Source organism: Streptomyces sp. NPDC001415 (assembly GCF_053597395.1).
In genome coordinates, this window is sequence record NZ_JBSFIE010000001.1 from 287,515 (window position 1) to 303,549 (window position 16,035).

Sequence of the window (16,035 nt, forward strand, 5' to 3'; positions counted from 1 at the left end):
ATTCGAAGCATTAACACCGAAGGAGCGCCAACATGGCCGCCACGCAGGAAGAGATCGTCGAGGGTCTCGCCGAGATCGTCAACGAGATCGCTGGTATCCCGGTCGAGGACGTCCAGCTGGACAAGTCCTTCACCGACGACCTGGACGTCGACTCGCTGTCCATGGTCGAGGTCGTCGTCGCCGCCGAAGAGCGCTTCGACGTCAAGATCCCGGACGAGGACGTCAAGAACCTCAAGACCGTTGGCGACGCCGCCAGCTACATCCTGAAGCACCAGGCCTGATTCAGGACCTGAATTCGGGCTGCCACCCAGCGGTGGCGCCGCTGATTCACGTCCCTTACACACGTGGAGAAACTTCCTGTGAGTTCGACCAATCGCACCGTGGTCGTCACCGGTATCGGCGCAACCACACCGCTGGGTGGCGACACCGCCTCGACCTGGGAGGGTCTGCTGGCGGGACGCTCCGGTGTCCGCGCCCTGGAGGGTGAGCGGTTCGCCGAACTGCCGGTCCGGATCGCGGCCCCGGCCGCGGTCGACCCGAGCGAGGTGCTGCCCCGCCCGCTGGCCCGCAAGCTGGACCGCTCGGCGCAGTTCGCGCTGATCGCGGCCAAGGAGGCCTGGGCGGACGCGGGCTTCACCGCCCCGGCGGGCGACGAGGCGGGCATCACTCCGGAGCGGCTCGGCACGGTCATCGCGTCGGGCATCGGCGGTGTCACCACCCTGCTCGACCAGTACGACGTGCTGAAGGAGAAGGGCGTACGCCGCGTCTCCCCGCACACCGTGCCCATGCTCATGCCGAACGGCCCGTCGGCCAACGTCGGCCTTGAGGTGAACGCCCGCGCGGGCGTCCACACCCCCGTCTCCGCGTGTGCCTCGGGTGCCGAGGCCATCGGGTACGCCGTCGAGATGATCCGCACCGGCCGCGCCGACATCGTGGTCGCCGGCGGCACCGAGGCGGCCATTCACCCGCTGCCCATCGCGGCGTTCGCCAACATGATGGCGATGTCCAAGAACAACGACCACCCCGAGCAGGCCTCGCGCCCCTACGACAAGGCCCGTGACGGCTTCGTCCTGGGCGAGGGCGCCGGCGTGGTGGTCCTGGAGTCCGCCGAGCACGCCAAGCAGCGCGGCGCCCGCGTCTACTGCGAGGTGCTCGGCCAGGGCCTCTCGGCCGACAGCCACCACATCGCGCAGCCCGAGCCGACCGGCCGGGGCGTCGCCGCGGCGGTGCAGAACCTGCTCGACTCGACGGACCTGAAGCCGTCCGAGGTGGTTCACCTCAACGCGCACGCCACGTCGACCCCGCAGGGCGACATCGCCGAGATCAAGGCGCTGCGCAAGGTCCTCGGCGACGACCTGGACCACGTGGCGATCTCCGCGACGAAGTCGATGACCGGCCACCTCCTCGGCGGTGCGGGCGGCATCGAGACCGTCGCCACGGTCCTCGCCCTGTACCACCGCACGGCCCCGCCGACCATCAACGTCGACGAGCTCGACGACGAGGTCGACCCGGGCCTGGTGAGCAGCGAGCCCCGCAAGCTGCCCGAGGGTTCGATCTCCGCGATCAACAACTCGTTCGGCTTCGGCGGCCACAACGTGGTGCTCGCCTTCCGCTCGGTCTGAGCGGACCCCGTACGCAGCTGAGAAGGCCCCACCGTCGTCGGTGGGGCCTTTCGCGTACGCGGTTCACCAGGCGTGGGTCAGCGGTTCACCAGGCGTGGGTCAGACGACCTGGTGCAGCCAGCGGACCGGGGCGCCCTCTCCCGCGTAGCGGAAGGGCTCCAGCTCGTCGTCCCACGGTTTGCCGAGGAGCTTGGCGATCTCGGCCTCCAGGTCGGTCTCGCCCTGGACGGAACGGGCGAGGGCGGCGCGCAGCCGGTCCTCCGGGATCATGATGTCGCCGTGGATGCCGATGACGGCGTGGAAGATGCCGAGGTCGGGCGTGGCGCTGTAGCGCTCGCCCTCCGCCGTGGCGCAGGGCTCGGCCGTGACCTCGAAGCGCAGCAGGTGCCAGCCGCGTAGCGCGGAGGCCAGTTTGGAGGCGGTGCCGGGTTCGCCCCGCCAGGAGAATTCGGCTCTCCACGTGCCGGGCGATGCGGGCTGGCGGATCCAGTCGAGCTGGACGCGCACCCCCAGGACGCCGGCCACCGCCCATTCGACGTGCGGGCAGAGCGCGCGCGGGGCGGAGTGGACGTAGAGAACTCCACGTGTCGTCACCGGGACCTCCAGTGCGGTTCGAGGTTCGCCTTCCCCAGCGGCCTCGCGCCCCTGCCGTTCCCGGTCAGGACAGCACCTGACATTCTGCCCCTGGGTTCAACAGTAAACAGCATCGGGAGCTAATCTCCTGAAATGGGACAGTATGTGACGTGATGTAATTTACCGGAGCAGTCTGGCGTGGTTCCTCTGGCTGGACGGGCCAAAGCTACCGCGCGGAGCTGTGCCAAGGGTGTCGTAATGTCGGTCGGAGCGCCTTCGAACACCAAGCTTTCACTCGCGAGGACGCCGCGAGAGCCGAACGACCGCCGCACGGAGGGGGACCCGGGATGCAGGACAGCCGCCGGAGCCGTCGCTTCCGTACCACCGCCGCCCTGTTCGCGGCCGCCGCCCTCGCCCTGACCACCGGCTGCGAGTCCGGTGGCGGCACAGCGGCCGCGAGCCCGTCCGCCTCGAAGAAGCCCTCGCCCAGCCCCTCCCCCGCCTGGGACCGCAGCCCGAAGTCGGTGGCCGCGGTGGGCGACTCGATCACCCGCGGCTTCGACGCCTGTACGGTGCTCGCCGACTGCCCGGAGGTCTCCTGGGCGACCGGCAGCGACGCCCGGGTCGACTCGCTCGCGGTCCGCCTCCTCGGCCCGGCGGCCCCCGCCAACAGCTGGAACTTCGCGAAGACCGGCGCCAGGATGGCCGATCTGCCGGCCCAGATGGACCGGGCCGGGGTCCAGCACCCGGGTCTGGTCACGGTGATGGCGGGTGCGAACGACGCCTGCCGCGCGGACGTCGCGGACATGACGCCGGTGAACACCTTCCGCGCGGAGTTCGAGGCGTCGCTGCGGCGGTTGCGCGCGGTGTCCCCGAAGTCGCAGGTGTACGTGTCGAGCGTGCCCGATCTGAAGCGGCTGTGGTCGACCGGCCGCGTCAGTTCGGTGGGCAAGCAGATCTGGAAGCTGGGCATCTGCCAGTCGATGCTGGCCGACGCCGACGACCTGGGCGCGGTCGCGACCGAGCGGCGCACCGAGGTCTACGACCGGGTGGTGTCGTACAACAAGGTCCTCAAAGAGGTGTGTGCGAAGGACCGCGCCTGCCGTTACGACGGCGGCGCGGTCTTCGACTACGACTTCGGCGGAGACCAGCTGAGCCCGTGGGACTGGTTCCACCCGAGCAAGGACGGGCAAGGCCGCTTGGCGGAGATCGCGTACGGAAAGGTGACGGCAGCCGACTGACCCTGGGGCTCCGCCCCAGACCCCGGAGGCGCCTTAAGGGCGCTCGTCCTCAAACGCCGGACGGGCTGAAGACGCCTGTACCCGGCACTGTTAGGGGCGCGGGGAACTGCGCGAGCACCACGCACGGCCCGAGGCCGAAGGAGGGGTTGGGGGCGCGGGGAACTGCGCGATCAGCCACAGCGGCCCGCACCCAAATGATCGCACCCCCGCGGAGCGCCCCTCACACCCCCAGCGTCGCGCTGAGTCGAACGTCCGCCAGGGAGTGGCAGGCCCGCACCTCGTACTGGCCCGGGATGAAGCTCCACGCCCCCGCGAGCTCGTCCCAGATCTCGAACGACCGCCTGCGCAGGGGGATTTCGACCTCGGCCGAGTCTCCGGGCGCGGCCTCCACCGAGGCGAACCCGGCCAGCCACCGCACCGGCCGCGACACCGCGTCGGCAACCGGTGCCAGGTAGATCTGGATGGTCTCGCGGCCGGTGCGCGTACCCGTGTTGCGGACGCGGACCTTGGCGTGGGCGGGGGTCGCCTCCAAGGATTCGTACTCCCAGCTCGTGTAGCCGAGCCCGTGTCCGAAGGGGTAGGCGGGTGTCACCTCGGCCCGGTCGTAGGCGCGGTAGCCGATGAACAGGCCTTCCTGATAAGGGAGTTGACCCTCCGTCGGGCGGACCTCGGTGACCGGGGCGTCGGTGAGTTCGGCCGGCCAGGTGGTGGGGAGGCGGCCGCCGGGCTCCGCGTGGCCGAGGAGGACGTCGGCGAGGGCGGCGCCGCCCTCCTGGCCGGGGAACCAGCTCAGGAGCACCGCCGCGACGTCGTCCCGCCACGGGAGTTCCACCGGTGACCCGGAGTTGACGACCACTACGGTGTTCGGGTTGGCGGCGGCGACGGCGCGTACCAGGTCGTCCTGGCGGCCGGGCAACCGCAGGTCGCGGCGGTCGAAGCCCTCGGACTCGACGCGGTCGGTGGTGGCGACCACCACCACGGCGAGCTCGGCGGACCGTGCGGCCTCGACGGCCTCGGCGATCAGCTCGTCGGCGTCGCGCCGCGGTCCCAGGTGGGTGAGCGAGAACATCACGGCGGTGAGCGGGGCGTCGGCGCTCTTGTGCACGGTGTGCCGCAGGGACACCTCGACGGGTACGCCCTCGGTGAGGCGGGCGCGGCCGCGTTCGGCGGGGGCACCGAAGAACGCCTCGAACGGGTCGGAGGCCGAGCTCATCGACTGGGTGCCGTCCCACAGGAGGCGGCCGCCGACCGTGAGCGTGTACGCGCCGATGCCCCGCGTGCCGAAGGTGTGCTCGCCGCTCTCGCGCGGGGTGAAGGTGCCGGTGACCTCCACGGAGTGCAGCGTCTCGTGGGTCACCCCGGCGGGCAGGTCGTCGCCGATCCACTGCACCTGGCCGTTGGGCAGAGACCCCGTACCGAGGACGTCGCCCGCGGCGTCGCGGCAGACGGCTCGGAGCTCGAACCCCTGCTCCGCGGGGGCGAGTTCGTCGCTCGGGTCGGCGCCGACCGCATACGTCAGGGCGCCCTCGGGCAGGGCCGCGGTGAGGCCGATGAGCGGGGAGACGACGCGCTCGGGGAACACGGTCGCCGAGCCGCCGCCGAGGACGCGGGCGTCGCGCGCGGCGGCGCCGATCAGCGCCACCTTGCGGACGCGGGCCGGGTCGATGGGCAGGGTGGCGCGTTCGTTGCGTACGAGGACGAAGGCGCGGCGGGCGACCTCGCGGGCGAGGGCCTGGCCGTCGACGGCGGCGGGGAGTTCGGTGACGGCGCCGTCGACGCCGTCGAGGATGCCGACGCGGGCGGCGAGCCGCAGCACGTTGCGCACCGCGTCGTCGACGACCGCCTCGTCGACGACGCCCTTGCGGACGGCGGCGGCCAGCGCCTCGCCGTACACGGTCTTCGGGCCCGGCATCGCGACGTCGAGCCCGCCGAGGATGTCGCCGACGGTCGAGCGGGCGGCCATCCAGTCGGACACGATGAACCCGTCGAAGCCCCACTCGCCGCGCAGGACCTCGTTCTGGAGGTGGCGGTGCTCGGTCATCGTCACGCCGTTGACCTGGTTGTACGCGGCCATGATGCCCCAGGGGCGGGCGTTTTCGACGATGGCCTCGAAGGGGGCGAGATACAGCTCGCGCAGCGGGCGCGGGGCGATGACGTTGTCGACGGTGAAGCGGTCGGTCTCGGCGTCGTTGGCCACGAAGTGCTTGACGGTGGTGCCGACGCCGCCGCCCTGGACGCCTGCCACGTAGCCGGAGGCGATCTCGCCGGTGAGGTAGGGGTCCTCGGAGTAGCACTCGAAGTGCCGGCCGCCGAGCGGTGAGCGGTGCAGGTTCACGGTCGGCGCGAGCAGCACGTGGACGCCCTTGCGGCGGGCCTCCTGGGCGAGCAGCGTGCCGGCCCGGCGGGCGAGTGCCGGGTCCCAGGTGGCGGCGAGCGCGGTCGGCGACGGCAGGGCGATCGAGGGGTCGCCGGCGGTCCAGCGGACCCCGCGCACTCCGATCGGGCCGTCGGACATCACGAGCGAGCCGAGCCCGATCTCCGGAAGCGCGGGCAGCGACCACATGTCCTGCCCGGCGAGCAGCCGGGTCTTGGCCTCGGGATCGAGCTTGCCGAGGGCCGTCTCCACGGCCTCGCTGTAGTCGGGCGTGGAATCGGGTGCGCCTGCCATGGCCGTACCTCCTCGTAGAAGTCCGCTCGTGGCACCATGGTGACCGGTCTACCTGTAGAGCGGTAGGGTTAGTTATTTTTCCGTGATAATAGGATGCCGTACGGTCCTCTCGGAACACCGACGGACCGGCACGGAGCGGGGGCAGACATGGCGAGGACCAGGAGCGCCAGAAGCGAGGAGCGGCGGGCGGACATCCTCCGCGCCGCCCTGGAGGTCATCGCGGAACGCGGCTACCGGGGCGCCTCCCTCGGCGCGGTCGCCGAGCGCGTCGGCCTCACTCAGCAGGGCCTGCTCCACTACTTCCCCACGAAGGAGGCCCTGCTCGTCGCCGTACTGAAGGAGCGGGACCAGTGGGACACCGGCGGTCTGCGCACCTCGGCCGACGGCTGGCGCCTGGAGCTGCTCGCCTCTCTGGTCGAGTACAACGCGATGCGGCCCGGCATCGTCCAGACGTTCTCGGCGCTGCTCGGCGAATCGGTGACCGACGGCCATCCGGCCCGCCCGTTCTTCACCCGCCGCTACGCGCAGGTGCGCGAGGAGATGGCGGGCGTGCTGCGCGCCGAGTTCGGCGACCGGCTGCCCGGCGGGCTCACCCCGGAGCGGGCGGCGCCGCTGCTCGTCGCGGTGATGGACGGCCTCCAGTACCAGTGGCTGCTCGACCCGGACTCGGTGGACATGGCGGCCGCCTTCCACGACTTCGTGGCGCTGCTCGGGAGCACGGACGACACTGACGGGAAGGACGCCTCATAAGTCCCTCTATCCACACAGGACTTCCTTGCGAATACTGGGCGCGACCGGTCTTCGACGGAAGGATCTGTGGTGCGACGACGTGTACGGGTGGGGCGGCTCGCCTTTGCGGGTGCGGCGATGACGTTCTGTACGGTGCTCGGCCCGGCCCCCGCACAGGCCGCGACCGCGCCCCGGCAGGCCACCGTCGAGGAGCAGCGCCTCGACGGGGCGGTGCCGAAGGAGATCCTGGCCCGCAGTGGATTCGCCGACGTGGCACCGGAGTTCACGCGGAAGCTCGCGGCCACCCGGTCCTACGGTGCGGCCGAGCGGCTCGTCGAGCGCGAGGGGACGCGGCTGTGGCGGCGGGCGGTGGACCGGGTGCAGGGGCGCGGCCCCGCGGGCGGCGACCTCAGCCGCGACGACGACCGGCCGCTGTACTGGGCCCGGCTCGGCCTCACCCGTGAACTCCGGCTCTGGGAGCCGGAGTTCGGCCTCCCGGAGGCCGACCGCGCCAAGCTCATGGACCGCCTGGAGCAGACCTCGCGCGGCCAGAACACCGTCGACTATCCCGAGGGCAAGGGCTTCAAGCGGATCCTGCTGACCGGCTTCGACCCCTTCACACTGGACAGGGACATCCGGATCAGCAACCCGTCGGGGGCGACCGCGCTGGCCCTGGACGGCACCTGGATCCGTACCGCCGACGGGCAGCTCGCCCGGATCGAGACGGTCACCTTCCCGGTGCGCTGGCAGGACTTCGCGGACGGGGTGGTCGAAAAGGCCCTCGCGCCGGTGCTGCCGAAGGTGGACGCTTTCACGACGGTGAGCCAGGGCCGGGTGGGCCGCATCGACGTCGAGCGGTTCAACGGGGCCTGGCGGGGCGGGTTCCCCGACAACGACAACGCGTCAAGCACTGGGCAGGTCCCGGTGAACGACCCGGCGACCCAGCCGCAGTGGACCTCAACGACCCTGCCGTACAAGGACATCGTGGCCGCGCACACCGGCCGCTTCCCGGTGTACGACCACACCGACGTCACCGAGATCCCGGCCGGCGCGACGGCCCCGGTGGACCGCCCCGACGGGCCGACCCCGGGTTCCACCGCGCGGGCCGGGGGCGGCGGCGACTACCTCTCCAACGAGATCGCCTACCGGGCCACCCTGCTCCGCGACCGCCTGGGCCTGAGCATCCCGGGCGGCCATGTGCACACCCCGGTCCTGCAGTTCGGTCCGGGCAACACCGACCCGGAGACGGGCACGGTGACGGACCCTCAGTTCGTACGCAACCGGCTGGACATCGTGGCGCAGATGCGGGCGATCGTGCGGGTGGCGGCGGAGTAGCCCCGCCCCCCGGGAGGCCCGCGCGCATCAACTGCGCGCGGGCCCAAGGGAGTTCAGGACCTGGGGCGCGACCTGTTACGGCGTTACGGCCTTCTTACGGCCGCGCAGGCCGAGCAGCCCGTCGACGGCCAGGAACGCCAGCAGGCTGATCCCGAGGAGCGGGACGAACCAGCCGACCAGCGCCGTCACCGCCGCGAGCGGAAGCAGCACCGGCAGCGGCACCTTGCGCCAAGCGCCCCGCGGCTGCGGGCGGCCGACGCCGAGCGTGCGCCCCTTGGTGGGCCTGCGCTGCCACCACATGCGGTAGCCCCAGACGGTGAGCGCCATCAGCGCCAGGGCGAGGACGGCCAGGGCGAGCTGGTTGGGCAGGCCCAGGAAGACGCCCATGTGCGCGTCGATGCCGAACCGGGTCAGCTGGGCGAGGACCGGGTAGTCGGAGAAGCGCAGCACGTCCATGACCTTGCCGTCGGCGGGGTCGATGGCGACCGAGTCGAGGTGCACGGGGAACTCGGTGTCGCGCTCGCGCACCACGAATCCCTTGCCCGCGCTGGGCAGGCTGATCTGGATGCTGGCCCGTACTCCCTGTTCGCGGGCGGTCTCGGCGACCTGGTCCAGGGTGAGCGTGGAGGGCGCGGCGGGCGGCATGACCATGCCCTCGTGGTGCTCGTGACCCCCGCTCATGCCGCCCGTGGTCGCCGCCGCGACGGTGGGGGTGGCGCCGCCGAGCCGGTCCTTGAGGTCGGCGATGTTCTCGCCCGCGTACCGCGACCAGGTGAGGCCGGTCGCGGAGAGCAGTACCAGTCCGACCACCGCCCAGAGGCCGACCGAGCCGTGCCAGGACAGGGTGCGACGGCGGCCGGTGAGCCCGCGCTCGGGGCGAAGGAGCCGGGCCCGCCTGCGCCGGCCGACCCACAGCGCGAGCCCGCCGAGGGCGACAACCCAGAGCCAACTGGCCGCCAATTCACTGTAGTTGCGTCCCACCTCGCCGAGCTTGAGGTCGGCGTGGAAGGAGGAGAGCCAGCTGCGCAGCGGCAGCGCGCCCGAGCTTCCGGTGCTGGCGAGGGCGCCGCGTACCTCACTGGTGTACGGGTTCACGAAGACGGCCAGGGACTCGTCCTCGGCGAGGCCCGGGGCCTTCATCAGGACGCGGGTGGTGGCGCCTTCCTCGGGCGAGGGCCAGACGGCCGTCACATAGCCCTCGGGGTGGGCGGCCTTCGCGGCGGCGACCTGCGCGGTGAGCGGCTGGGTGGTCTCGCCCACGGGGACCCGCAGTTCGTGCCGGTACAGGACGTTCTCGGCCTGGAAGGACAGCGCGTACAGCAGGCCGGTGACGGCGGCCACGAAGAGGAGCGGGGCCACCAGGACGCCCGCGTAGAAGTGCAGCCGCAGGACGAGGGGGCGAAGTGCGGCCCAGATGGAGGGCCGTTGGGGAGTGGGGGGTGCGGTTTCCCGCGATGGGATGTCGGACGAGGTGTCGACGGACATGAGGATTCTGAATCCTGACGATCGGCGTGGGCATGGGTGAAGGGACCCCTGGCCACGCCCCGCGCCGGATCAGGCGAAGGCGAGTCGGCCGGGGGCCGTGGCTCGGGTGAGTTCCCGGGCCGGCGGCCCCCGCCGGATGAAGGCATGGCTGTGCACCGCACCGCGCAGCCTCGGGCGCGGACGGTGGTGCGGGCGCGGCCTGCGGACGGGCCGGGGCGGCGCGGGCACGCAGGTGCGTACGAGAGCGAGGGCGCGGCGCAGCGGTCGCGTGGCGAGAACGCCGAGCGCGCCGACGGCCCGGGCGAGCCGGAACGCGGCGGCCTCGCCGCGCCAGAGCCAGATCCCGCAGATCAGGGCGGCCAGGAGGTGGGCGGCGAGCATGCCGCCGGACATGGTGTGGGCGGCAGCGTCCACGGCCATGGCGTGCGCCTGGCCGGCGGCCCCGGCCATGGAGTCCATGCCCGCCATCCCAGCCATACCGGGCATGTCGTGCATGTCATGCATCGCATGGCTGTCGGGCGGGTCCGGCATGAGGTGGGCGTACCGCATCCCGCACGTCATCGTCGGCATGGGCATGGGCATGGGCATGGGCATCGGCTCCGATGCGTGTGCCATGCCGGGCATCCCGGCCATCGGCTGGGTCTTGGCGAAGAGGACGTGCAAGGCACCCTGGGCCGCGACCTGCCCGCCCGCGATGGCGGCGACCCCGCGCTGCCGTCCGGCCGCGCACCAGGCGACCACGCACGTGGCGACGAAGGCGGCGAGGAGCACGGGGATCGGAATGTCATGCCCAGACATGGACGAATGCCCCACAGCCGCCAAAGCGACGCACAACGCCGCGAACATCGCGGCCCGCAGGGTGCGCAGGGGCGACCGGGCATTCGTCATGACGGCCAGATCATGCCATTTGCGCACGTGGGCGCGGCGATCGGGGGTGCCTGTCCGGAGGACTCGGCCCAGCGCGGCGCCCCTTCCGCCCCGCGTGGGGGGCACTTGCGCAGTTCCCCGCGCCCCTAAGCAGGGTCGGTGCGGTCAGCACCCGGGCTGCGCCCCGAACCCCCCGCAGCGCCTCGACCCCGTCCGCGTCGCCGCCCACCAGAATGCCGAGCTCCCCCGCGGCCGCCTTGTCGACGCTGCCCATGACCGGTGCGTCGAGCAGCGTCACGCCGTCGGGCAGGCGGTCGGCGAGATCGCGTACGGCGTCGGGGCCGATCGTCGACATCTCCAACCAGTGGGCACCCGGCCGCAGTTGGGGTGCCGCGCTGTCCACGACCGCCGTCACGGCCGCCGGGTCGGCGAGCATGCTGATGACGACATCGGCCTCGCGGACCGCGTCGGCGGGAGTGGCCGCGACGGCCGCCCCCCGGGCCGCCAGGGCCTCGGCCTTGGCGGGCGTACGGTTCCAGACGGTCAGCGGGTGGCCCGCGGCGAGCAGCCGGGTGGCCATCGGCGTACCCATGCCGCCGAGCCCGAGAAAAGCGATCTTCAGTGTCATGACTTCGACGCTATGAGGCACCCTGACATGAGACAAGCGAATGTCTAGCATGGCTGCCATGCCCCATACGCATAGCTTGTACGAGGTGTTCCTGCGGGTCGCCGCCGACCGGTCCTTCACCTCGGCCGCGACCGCGCTCGGCTACACCCAGTCGGCCGTATCGCGCCAAGTGCAGTCGCTTGAGGGCGAGTTGGGGGTGGCCCTGTTCGACCGGCTGCCCCGCGGCGTCCGGCTCACCGAGGCCGGGCGGGTGCTGCTTCCGCACGCCGAGGCCGTACGGGACCGGCTCGCGGCGGCCCGCGCGGAGCTCGACGCGCTGCGCACCCTGGACGGCGGGCTCCTGAGGGTCGGCGCGTTCCCGACCGCGGACGCGGCGCTCCTGCCCCGCACGCTGGCCGCGTTCCGTGCGCTGCACCCACGCGTCGAGGTGGCCCGCACGGAAGGCTCTTCGGGCAAGCATCTGCGACTGCTCGCCGCCGGGGACCTCGATGTGGCCGTGGTCAGCGACACGGCGGGCCGGAGCCTGGAGGGCTGCACCCTGCACCACCTCCTCGACGAGCCCATGTACGTCGCCCTGCCCGCGGGCCACCGGCTCGCGGGCAGAAGGGAGCTGCGGCTCGCCGAGCTCGCGGACGAGGAGTGGGTGGCCGGGTCGGCGCGGCCCGAGGACACCCTGATGCGGCCCGCCGCCGAGTCGGGCTTCCGGCCGCGCACCGCGTACGTCGTGCAGGACTGGATCGCCAAGCAGGGCTTCGTCGCGGCTGGGCTCGGCGTGACCCTGCTGCCCGCACTGGCCGCCGATGCGGTACGCGCCGACATCACCCTGGTCACCGTCCACCCCGACGACGTACCCCACCGTGCGGTCTACGCGGCGACCCCGCGCGGCCTGAGCCCCTCCCCCGCGACGGCCGCCTTCCTGGCCCAACTGAGGGAAACAGCAAGGGAGTTGACGGCACCGAGGCCCCGGCGCTGAAGAACATCACTGCCGCCAGACGACCGCCAGCGTCTTGCTCACCACGGCGACCGCCGCGAACACCAGTTCAGACACAGGCTCTGACCGCGACCACCCCCGGGATCAAGGCCTTTCCGGGATGCGGACCGGTCCTTGACCGGCGCCGTCCCCGCTTCCGGACCCGTTCGCTTCGCCATCGCCGCCGTCACCGGAATCCGAGTCGGAGTCGGAGTCGGACGACTCGCCCAGCAGATCCCGCACCATCAGCGTCGCCCCCGCCACAGCGCCCGGCATGAGGAACACCGCGACCAGCGGGACCACGAAGGCGAGGGCGAGCGGTACGCCGAAGCCCAGGGTCAGCAGGCGGCGCGAGCGCAGCAGGGCCAGACGGGGGCGCAGTTCCATGCCGCGGCGCTGGAGGGCGACCGCGGTCAGCTCCTCGGCGAGGAAGAAGCCGTTGACGCAGAAGCCGATCGCCGGGATCACGCTCTGGCCGATCACCGGGACGAAGCCGAGGCCGAAGAGCAGGATGCCGTAGAACGCGACCCTGACCAGGATGCGCAGCGAGTCGCGGGCGGAGATCCACAGGTCGCGCCAGAGCGGGAGGCCCGACTCGGGGGCCTCGCCGCCGCTCTCGGCCCGGTCGACGTCGCCGGACAGCTTCTCGTAGAAGGGCTGGCCGACGAGCAGGGTCACCGCGGTGAAGGAGATCACGGCGAGGAACAGGCCGAGCGCGAAGACCAGGGCGGTGAGGCAGCCGCGGAACAGGCCGAGCCAGGGCGAGGACCAGCCGTCGGCGAAGGGTGTCGCCCAGTCGGCGAAGTCGTCGGCGCCGTAAGCGAGACCGACCAGGGCGCCGACGTACATCACCAGGGTGATGAGACCGGGCAGCAGTCCTGTGCCGAGGGATCTGCCGTGCCCGGCGGCCCATCGCTGCCCCTTGACCAGATATCCGAAGCCCACCCCTAGATCACGCATGACACCGACCTTATCCGGCCCCTACAGAGCCAGATCCAGCCGCCCCAAAATTCCTCAGCACTGCGGGAATGAAGGGCGCTAACCCATGGGTTGTGCCCATCAACAGCAACGATCCCGGGGGGACTTCAATGTCGACCGACATCAGCACCGACGCCAGCACCCACACCAGCGCCGACGCCACCACCGTGCAGGGCACCGTCGCCGAGGGCTACGAGGGCGTGCGCGAGGAGTTCGCCGCGTTCGTGGCGGGCGAGGAGCACGACCCGGCGGCCCAGCTCGCCGCGTACAAGAACGGCCGTCTCGTCGTGGACCTGTGGTCCGGGGACGTCGCCGGGGACTCGCTGACCGGTGTCTTCTCCACCACCAAGGGCGCGGCCCACCTCGTGGTGGCGCTGCTCGTCCAGGACGGCGTACTCGACCTGGACCGCGAAGTCGCCCACTACTGGCCCGAGTTCGCGGCCGAGGGCAAGGGCGCGGTGACCTTGCGGGAGCTCATCTCGCACCGCTCGGGCGTCATCGGCGCGGACGACGGCTTCAGCCCGGAGGAGCTGGCCGACGACCGCGTGGTCGCCGAACGGCTCGCGGGCCAGCGGCCGTTCTGGCAGCCCGGCTCGGGCCACGGCTACCATGCGCTCGCGATCGGCGCGCTCACCGGTGAGGTGGTGCGGCGGGCGACCGGCCGCTCCATCCAGGAGATCTTCGAGGAGCGCGTCCGCGCCCCGTACGGCCTGGACTTCTTCCTCGGCCTGCCCGAGGCCGAGCGGTCCCGCTACCGCGACGTGCTGCCGATGCTCCCGACGCCCGAGCAGCAGGCCGTCCTCGCCGCGAGCCCGAACGGCCGCTACAACCGTATGGCGATCGCGTTCAACACCAGCGCCGACCCGTCCTTCGACCTGGTCGCCTTCGCGAACTCGTCCGCCTCGCTCACCAAGGGCCCCGCCTCCGTGGGCGGTTCGGGCAACGCGCGCGGCATCGCCGGAATGTACGCGGCCGCCCTCGGGGACTTCAACGGGCAGGGCCCGCTCCTGAAGCCGGACACGGTCGCCGAGTTCGCCCGCGTCCACTCGCACGGCACCGACCTGGTCCTGGGCGGCCCGTCCGCCTTCGGCCTCGGCTTCCAGGCGCTCGGCGTCGAGTACCCGTCGCTGGGCGCGGACACGTTCGGGCACAGCGGCGCCGCGGGCTCCCTCGCCTTCGGCGACCCGCGCTCGGGCCTCGCGTACGGCTACACGCGGCGCCGGTTCGCCTTCCCGGGCGGCGCCGCCCCGGAGAACGTGCCGCTGTCGCGCGCGGTCTACGACGCGGCGATCGCCCAGTAGCGGGGCGCATTCGGATCACTCGGTTCCGAATCACTCAGCAACGGGCGAACCGGCGAACCGGTCGAGCGCCGCCTGGGCAGCCTCGCTCATGCCGGGGCCCAGGCCGTGCCCGGCGTCGTCGATCACCAGGAGTTCGCAGCCCGGCCATCCCGCGGCGAGCGCCCGCGCCGCGTCGGGCGGCGAGCTCAGATCCTGCCCTCCGGTGATGAGGACGGTCGGGATTCCGGCCAACTTGCCTACGCCGTCGATGAGTTGACCTTCGTCCAGCCACGCCGCGTGCCGCCAGTAGTGGGTGACGAGGCGGGCGATGGTCATGCGGATGGCGGGGTCGGCGTACCGCGAATCGCCGAAGTCGTCCACGAGCCGGGCGCCCGCCGGCTGTACGTGGGTGTCCTCCCAGCGGCACCAGTTCCGGGCGGCCTCCTCGCGCACGGCCGGGTCGGGGTCGGCGAGCAGCCGGGCGTACGCGTCGACCACCCGCTCGCCCTCGCGGGGTTGGGCGGCGTCGCGGTAGGCGGCCCATGCGTCGGGGAAGTGGACCCGGACGCCCTCGGTGATCCAGTCCACTTCGGCGCGGCTGGTCGTCACGACCGAGAAGAGGACGATCTCACTGACCCGCTCCGGGTGCGTCTGCGCATACGCCAGGCCGAGCGTGGAGCCCCAACTGCCCCCGAACACAAGCCACTTGGTGATGCCGAGGTGCTCACGCAGCTGCTCCATGTCCGCGATCAGATGGCGGGTGGTGTTGGTGGCGAGACCGGTCGACGCGTCGCTGACGGGCGGCGTGGAGCGTCCACAGCCGCGCTGGTCGAAGAGGACGACGCGGTAACGGGCCGGGTCGAAGTAGCGGCGCCAGAACGGCCCCGCGCCGGATCCGGGCCCGCCGTGCACCACGACGGCGGGCTTTCCGTCCGGATTTCCGCAGACTTCCCAGTGGACGAGGTTGCCGTCACCGGTGTCGAGCATGCCGTGGTCGTACGGGGCCGTCTCGGGAAAGGTCATGCGGGCCAGCATGACAAAGGGCCCCGCGCCGCGGGAAGGCCGGGCGGGCCGGCATGGCGAACGGCCCCGCGCGGCGGGCAGGTCACGGAGGCCGGCACGGCGAAGGACCGCGCCTGTCGGGGCGCGGTCCTTCGAAGGGCGCTGGTTACGCGATGGCGAGGTTCACCGTGATGTTGCCGCGGGTCGCCTTGGAGTACGGGCAGACCTGGTGGGCCTTCTCGATGAGGCCCTCGGCGGTCGCGCGGTCCACGTTCGGGATGCTCGCGGTGATCTCGACGTGGATGCCGAAGCCGTCGTCGTTCTTGCCGATGCCGACGTGCGCGGTGACGGTCGAGCCGGAGATGTCGGCCTTCTCGTTGCGCGCGACGACGCCGAGGGCGCCCTGGAAGCAGGCGCTGTAGCCGGCGGCGAAGAGCTGCTCGGGGTTGGTGCCCGCGCCGCTGCCGCCCATCTCCTTCGGCGGGTTCACGACGACGTCCAGCCGACCGTCATCGGTGGAGACGCGGCCGTCGCGGCCGTTCTCCGCGGTGGCGACGGCGGTGTAGAGGACCTCGGACTTCTGTATGGACATGCTGGGGTGCTCCTCCTGGATTCGCGGCCGCTCGCGCCTCACGGCCGCCGGGATGTGGAAAAACC

The 16,035-nt window shown here is 72.0% G+C and carries 15 protein-coding genes; 7 read left to right on the forward strand and 8 right to left on the reverse strand.

All coding sequences use genetic code 11. The features are described 5' to 3' along the window. The first annotated feature begins 32 nt into the window (after window positions 1-32). Complete coding sequence (locus tag ACWC2B_RS01305; RefSeq protein ID WP_053730594.1) at window positions 33-281, forward strand: acyl carrier protein; 249 nt, start codon at window positions 33-35, stop codon at window positions 279-281. A 78-nt stretch (window positions 282-359) separates the two neighbouring features. Then, window positions 360-1,622, forward strand: a complete 1,263-nt coding sequence (gene fabF / locus ACWC2B_RS01310; protein ID WP_450714358.1) for a beta-ketoacyl-ACP synthase II — start codon at window positions 360-362, stop codon at window positions 1,620-1,622. Between the two features lie 99 nt (window positions 1,623-1,721). Here fabF and ACWC2B_RS01315 read toward each other — a convergent pair whose 3' ends face one another. Then, entirely contained in the window at window positions 1,722-2,216 is a 495-nt protein-coding gene (locus ACWC2B_RS01315; RefSeq protein ID WP_053730596.1) for a DUF3145 domain-containing protein, read from the reverse strand. Window positions 2,217-2,542: 326 nt separating this feature from the next. Between ACWC2B_RS01315 and ACWC2B_RS01320 the strand changes: the two genes are divergently transcribed. Next, window positions 2,543-3,436 carry an SGNH/GDSL hydrolase family protein gene (locus tag ACWC2B_RS01320; RefSeq protein ID WP_450714359.1) on the forward strand — a complete coding sequence of 298 codons (894 nt, stop codon included), beginning with the start codon at window positions 2,543-2,545 and terminating at the stop codon, window positions 3,434-3,436. A gap of 220 nt (window positions 3,437-3,656) precedes the next feature. Here ACWC2B_RS01320 and ACWC2B_RS01325 read toward each other — a convergent pair whose 3' ends face one another. After that, the gene (locus tag ACWC2B_RS01325) at window positions 3,657-6,104 is read right to left on the reverse strand and encodes a glycoside hydrolase family 3 protein (RefSeq protein WP_450714360.1); all 2,448 of its coding nucleotides are present in this window, start codon (window positions 6,102-6,104) and stop codon (window positions 3,657-3,659) included. A 147-nt stretch (window positions 6,105-6,251) separates the two neighbouring features. Here ACWC2B_RS01325 and ACWC2B_RS01330 point away from each other — a divergent pair, with 147 nt between their 5' ends. After that, window positions 6,252-6,854, forward strand: coding sequence for a TetR/AcrR family transcriptional regulator (locus ACWC2B_RS01330; protein WP_450714361.1), 603 nt, complete (start codon window positions 6,252-6,254; stop codon window positions 6,852-6,854). 117 nt (window positions 6,855-6,971) lie between these two features. Continuing rightward, window positions 6,972-8,168, forward strand: a complete 1,197-nt coding sequence (locus ACWC2B_RS01335) for a pyroglutamyl-peptidase I family protein (protein ID WP_450714536.1) — start codon at window positions 6,972-6,974, stop codon at window positions 8,166-8,168. 75 nt (window positions 8,169-8,243) lie between these two features. Here the strand turns inward: ACWC2B_RS01335 and ACWC2B_RS01340 are convergent, their stop codons facing one another. From ACWC2B_RS01340 to ACWC2B_RS01350, 3 genes are all read right to left on the reverse strand, one after another. Next, window positions 8,244-9,653 (reverse strand): PepSY-associated TM helix domain-containing protein, encoded by a 1,410-nt coding sequence (locus ACWC2B_RS01340; protein WP_450714362.1) that lies wholly within the window; start codon window positions 9,651-9,653, stop codon window positions 8,244-8,246. Between the two features lie 69 nt (window positions 9,654-9,722). Further along, window positions 9,723-10,451 (reverse strand): hypothetical protein, encoded by a 729-nt coding sequence (locus ACWC2B_RS01345; RefSeq protein WP_450714363.1) that lies wholly within the window; start codon window positions 10,449-10,451, stop codon window positions 9,723-9,725. 100 nt (window positions 10,452-10,551) lie between these two features. Further along, on the reverse strand, window positions 10,552-11,208 hold the full coding sequence (locus tag ACWC2B_RS01350; protein WP_450714364.1) for an NAD(P)-dependent oxidoreductase: 657 nt from the start codon (window positions 11,206-11,208) through the stop codon (window positions 10,552-10,554). Here ACWC2B_RS01350 and ACWC2B_RS01355 point away from each other — a divergent pair. After that, on the forward strand, window positions 11,198-12,121 hold the full coding sequence (locus tag ACWC2B_RS01355; protein WP_450714365.1) for a LysR family transcriptional regulator: 924 nt from the start codon (window positions 11,198-11,200) through the stop codon (window positions 12,119-12,121). The two genes, ACWC2B_RS01350 and ACWC2B_RS01355, sit on opposite strands and share 11 nt — an antisense overlap. 102 nt (window positions 12,122-12,223) lie before the next feature. On the opposite strand, the gene ACWC2B_RS01360 is transcribed toward ACWC2B_RS01355, so the two are convergent. After that, window positions 12,224-13,078 carry an EI24 domain-containing protein gene (locus ACWC2B_RS01360; protein ID WP_450714366.1) on the reverse strand — a complete coding sequence of 285 codons (855 nt, stop codon included), beginning with the start codon at window positions 13,076-13,078 and terminating at the stop codon, window positions 12,224-12,226. A gap of 128 nt (window positions 13,079-13,206) precedes the next feature. On the opposite strand from ACWC2B_RS01360, the gene ACWC2B_RS01365 reads away from it, so the two are divergent. Further along, on the forward strand, window positions 13,207-14,397 hold the full coding sequence (locus ACWC2B_RS01365) for a serine hydrolase domain-containing protein (RefSeq protein ID WP_450714367.1): 1,191 nt from the start codon (window positions 13,207-13,209) through the stop codon (window positions 14,395-14,397). A 30-nt stretch (window positions 14,398-14,427) separates the two neighbouring features. Here ACWC2B_RS01365 and pip read toward each other — a convergent pair whose 3' ends face one another. Next, on the reverse strand, window positions 14,428-15,399 hold the full coding sequence (gene pip, locus ACWC2B_RS01370; RefSeq protein ID WP_450714368.1) for a prolyl aminopeptidase: 972 nt from the start codon (window positions 15,397-15,399) through the stop codon (window positions 14,428-14,430). Window positions 15,400-15,544: 145 nt separating this feature from the next. Continuing rightward, on the reverse strand, window positions 15,545-15,970 hold the full coding sequence (locus ACWC2B_RS01375) for an organic hydroperoxide resistance protein (RefSeq protein ID WP_450714369.1): 426 nt from the start codon (window positions 15,968-15,970) through the stop codon (window positions 15,545-15,547). Window positions 15,971-16,035: the final 65 nt, after the last annotated feature.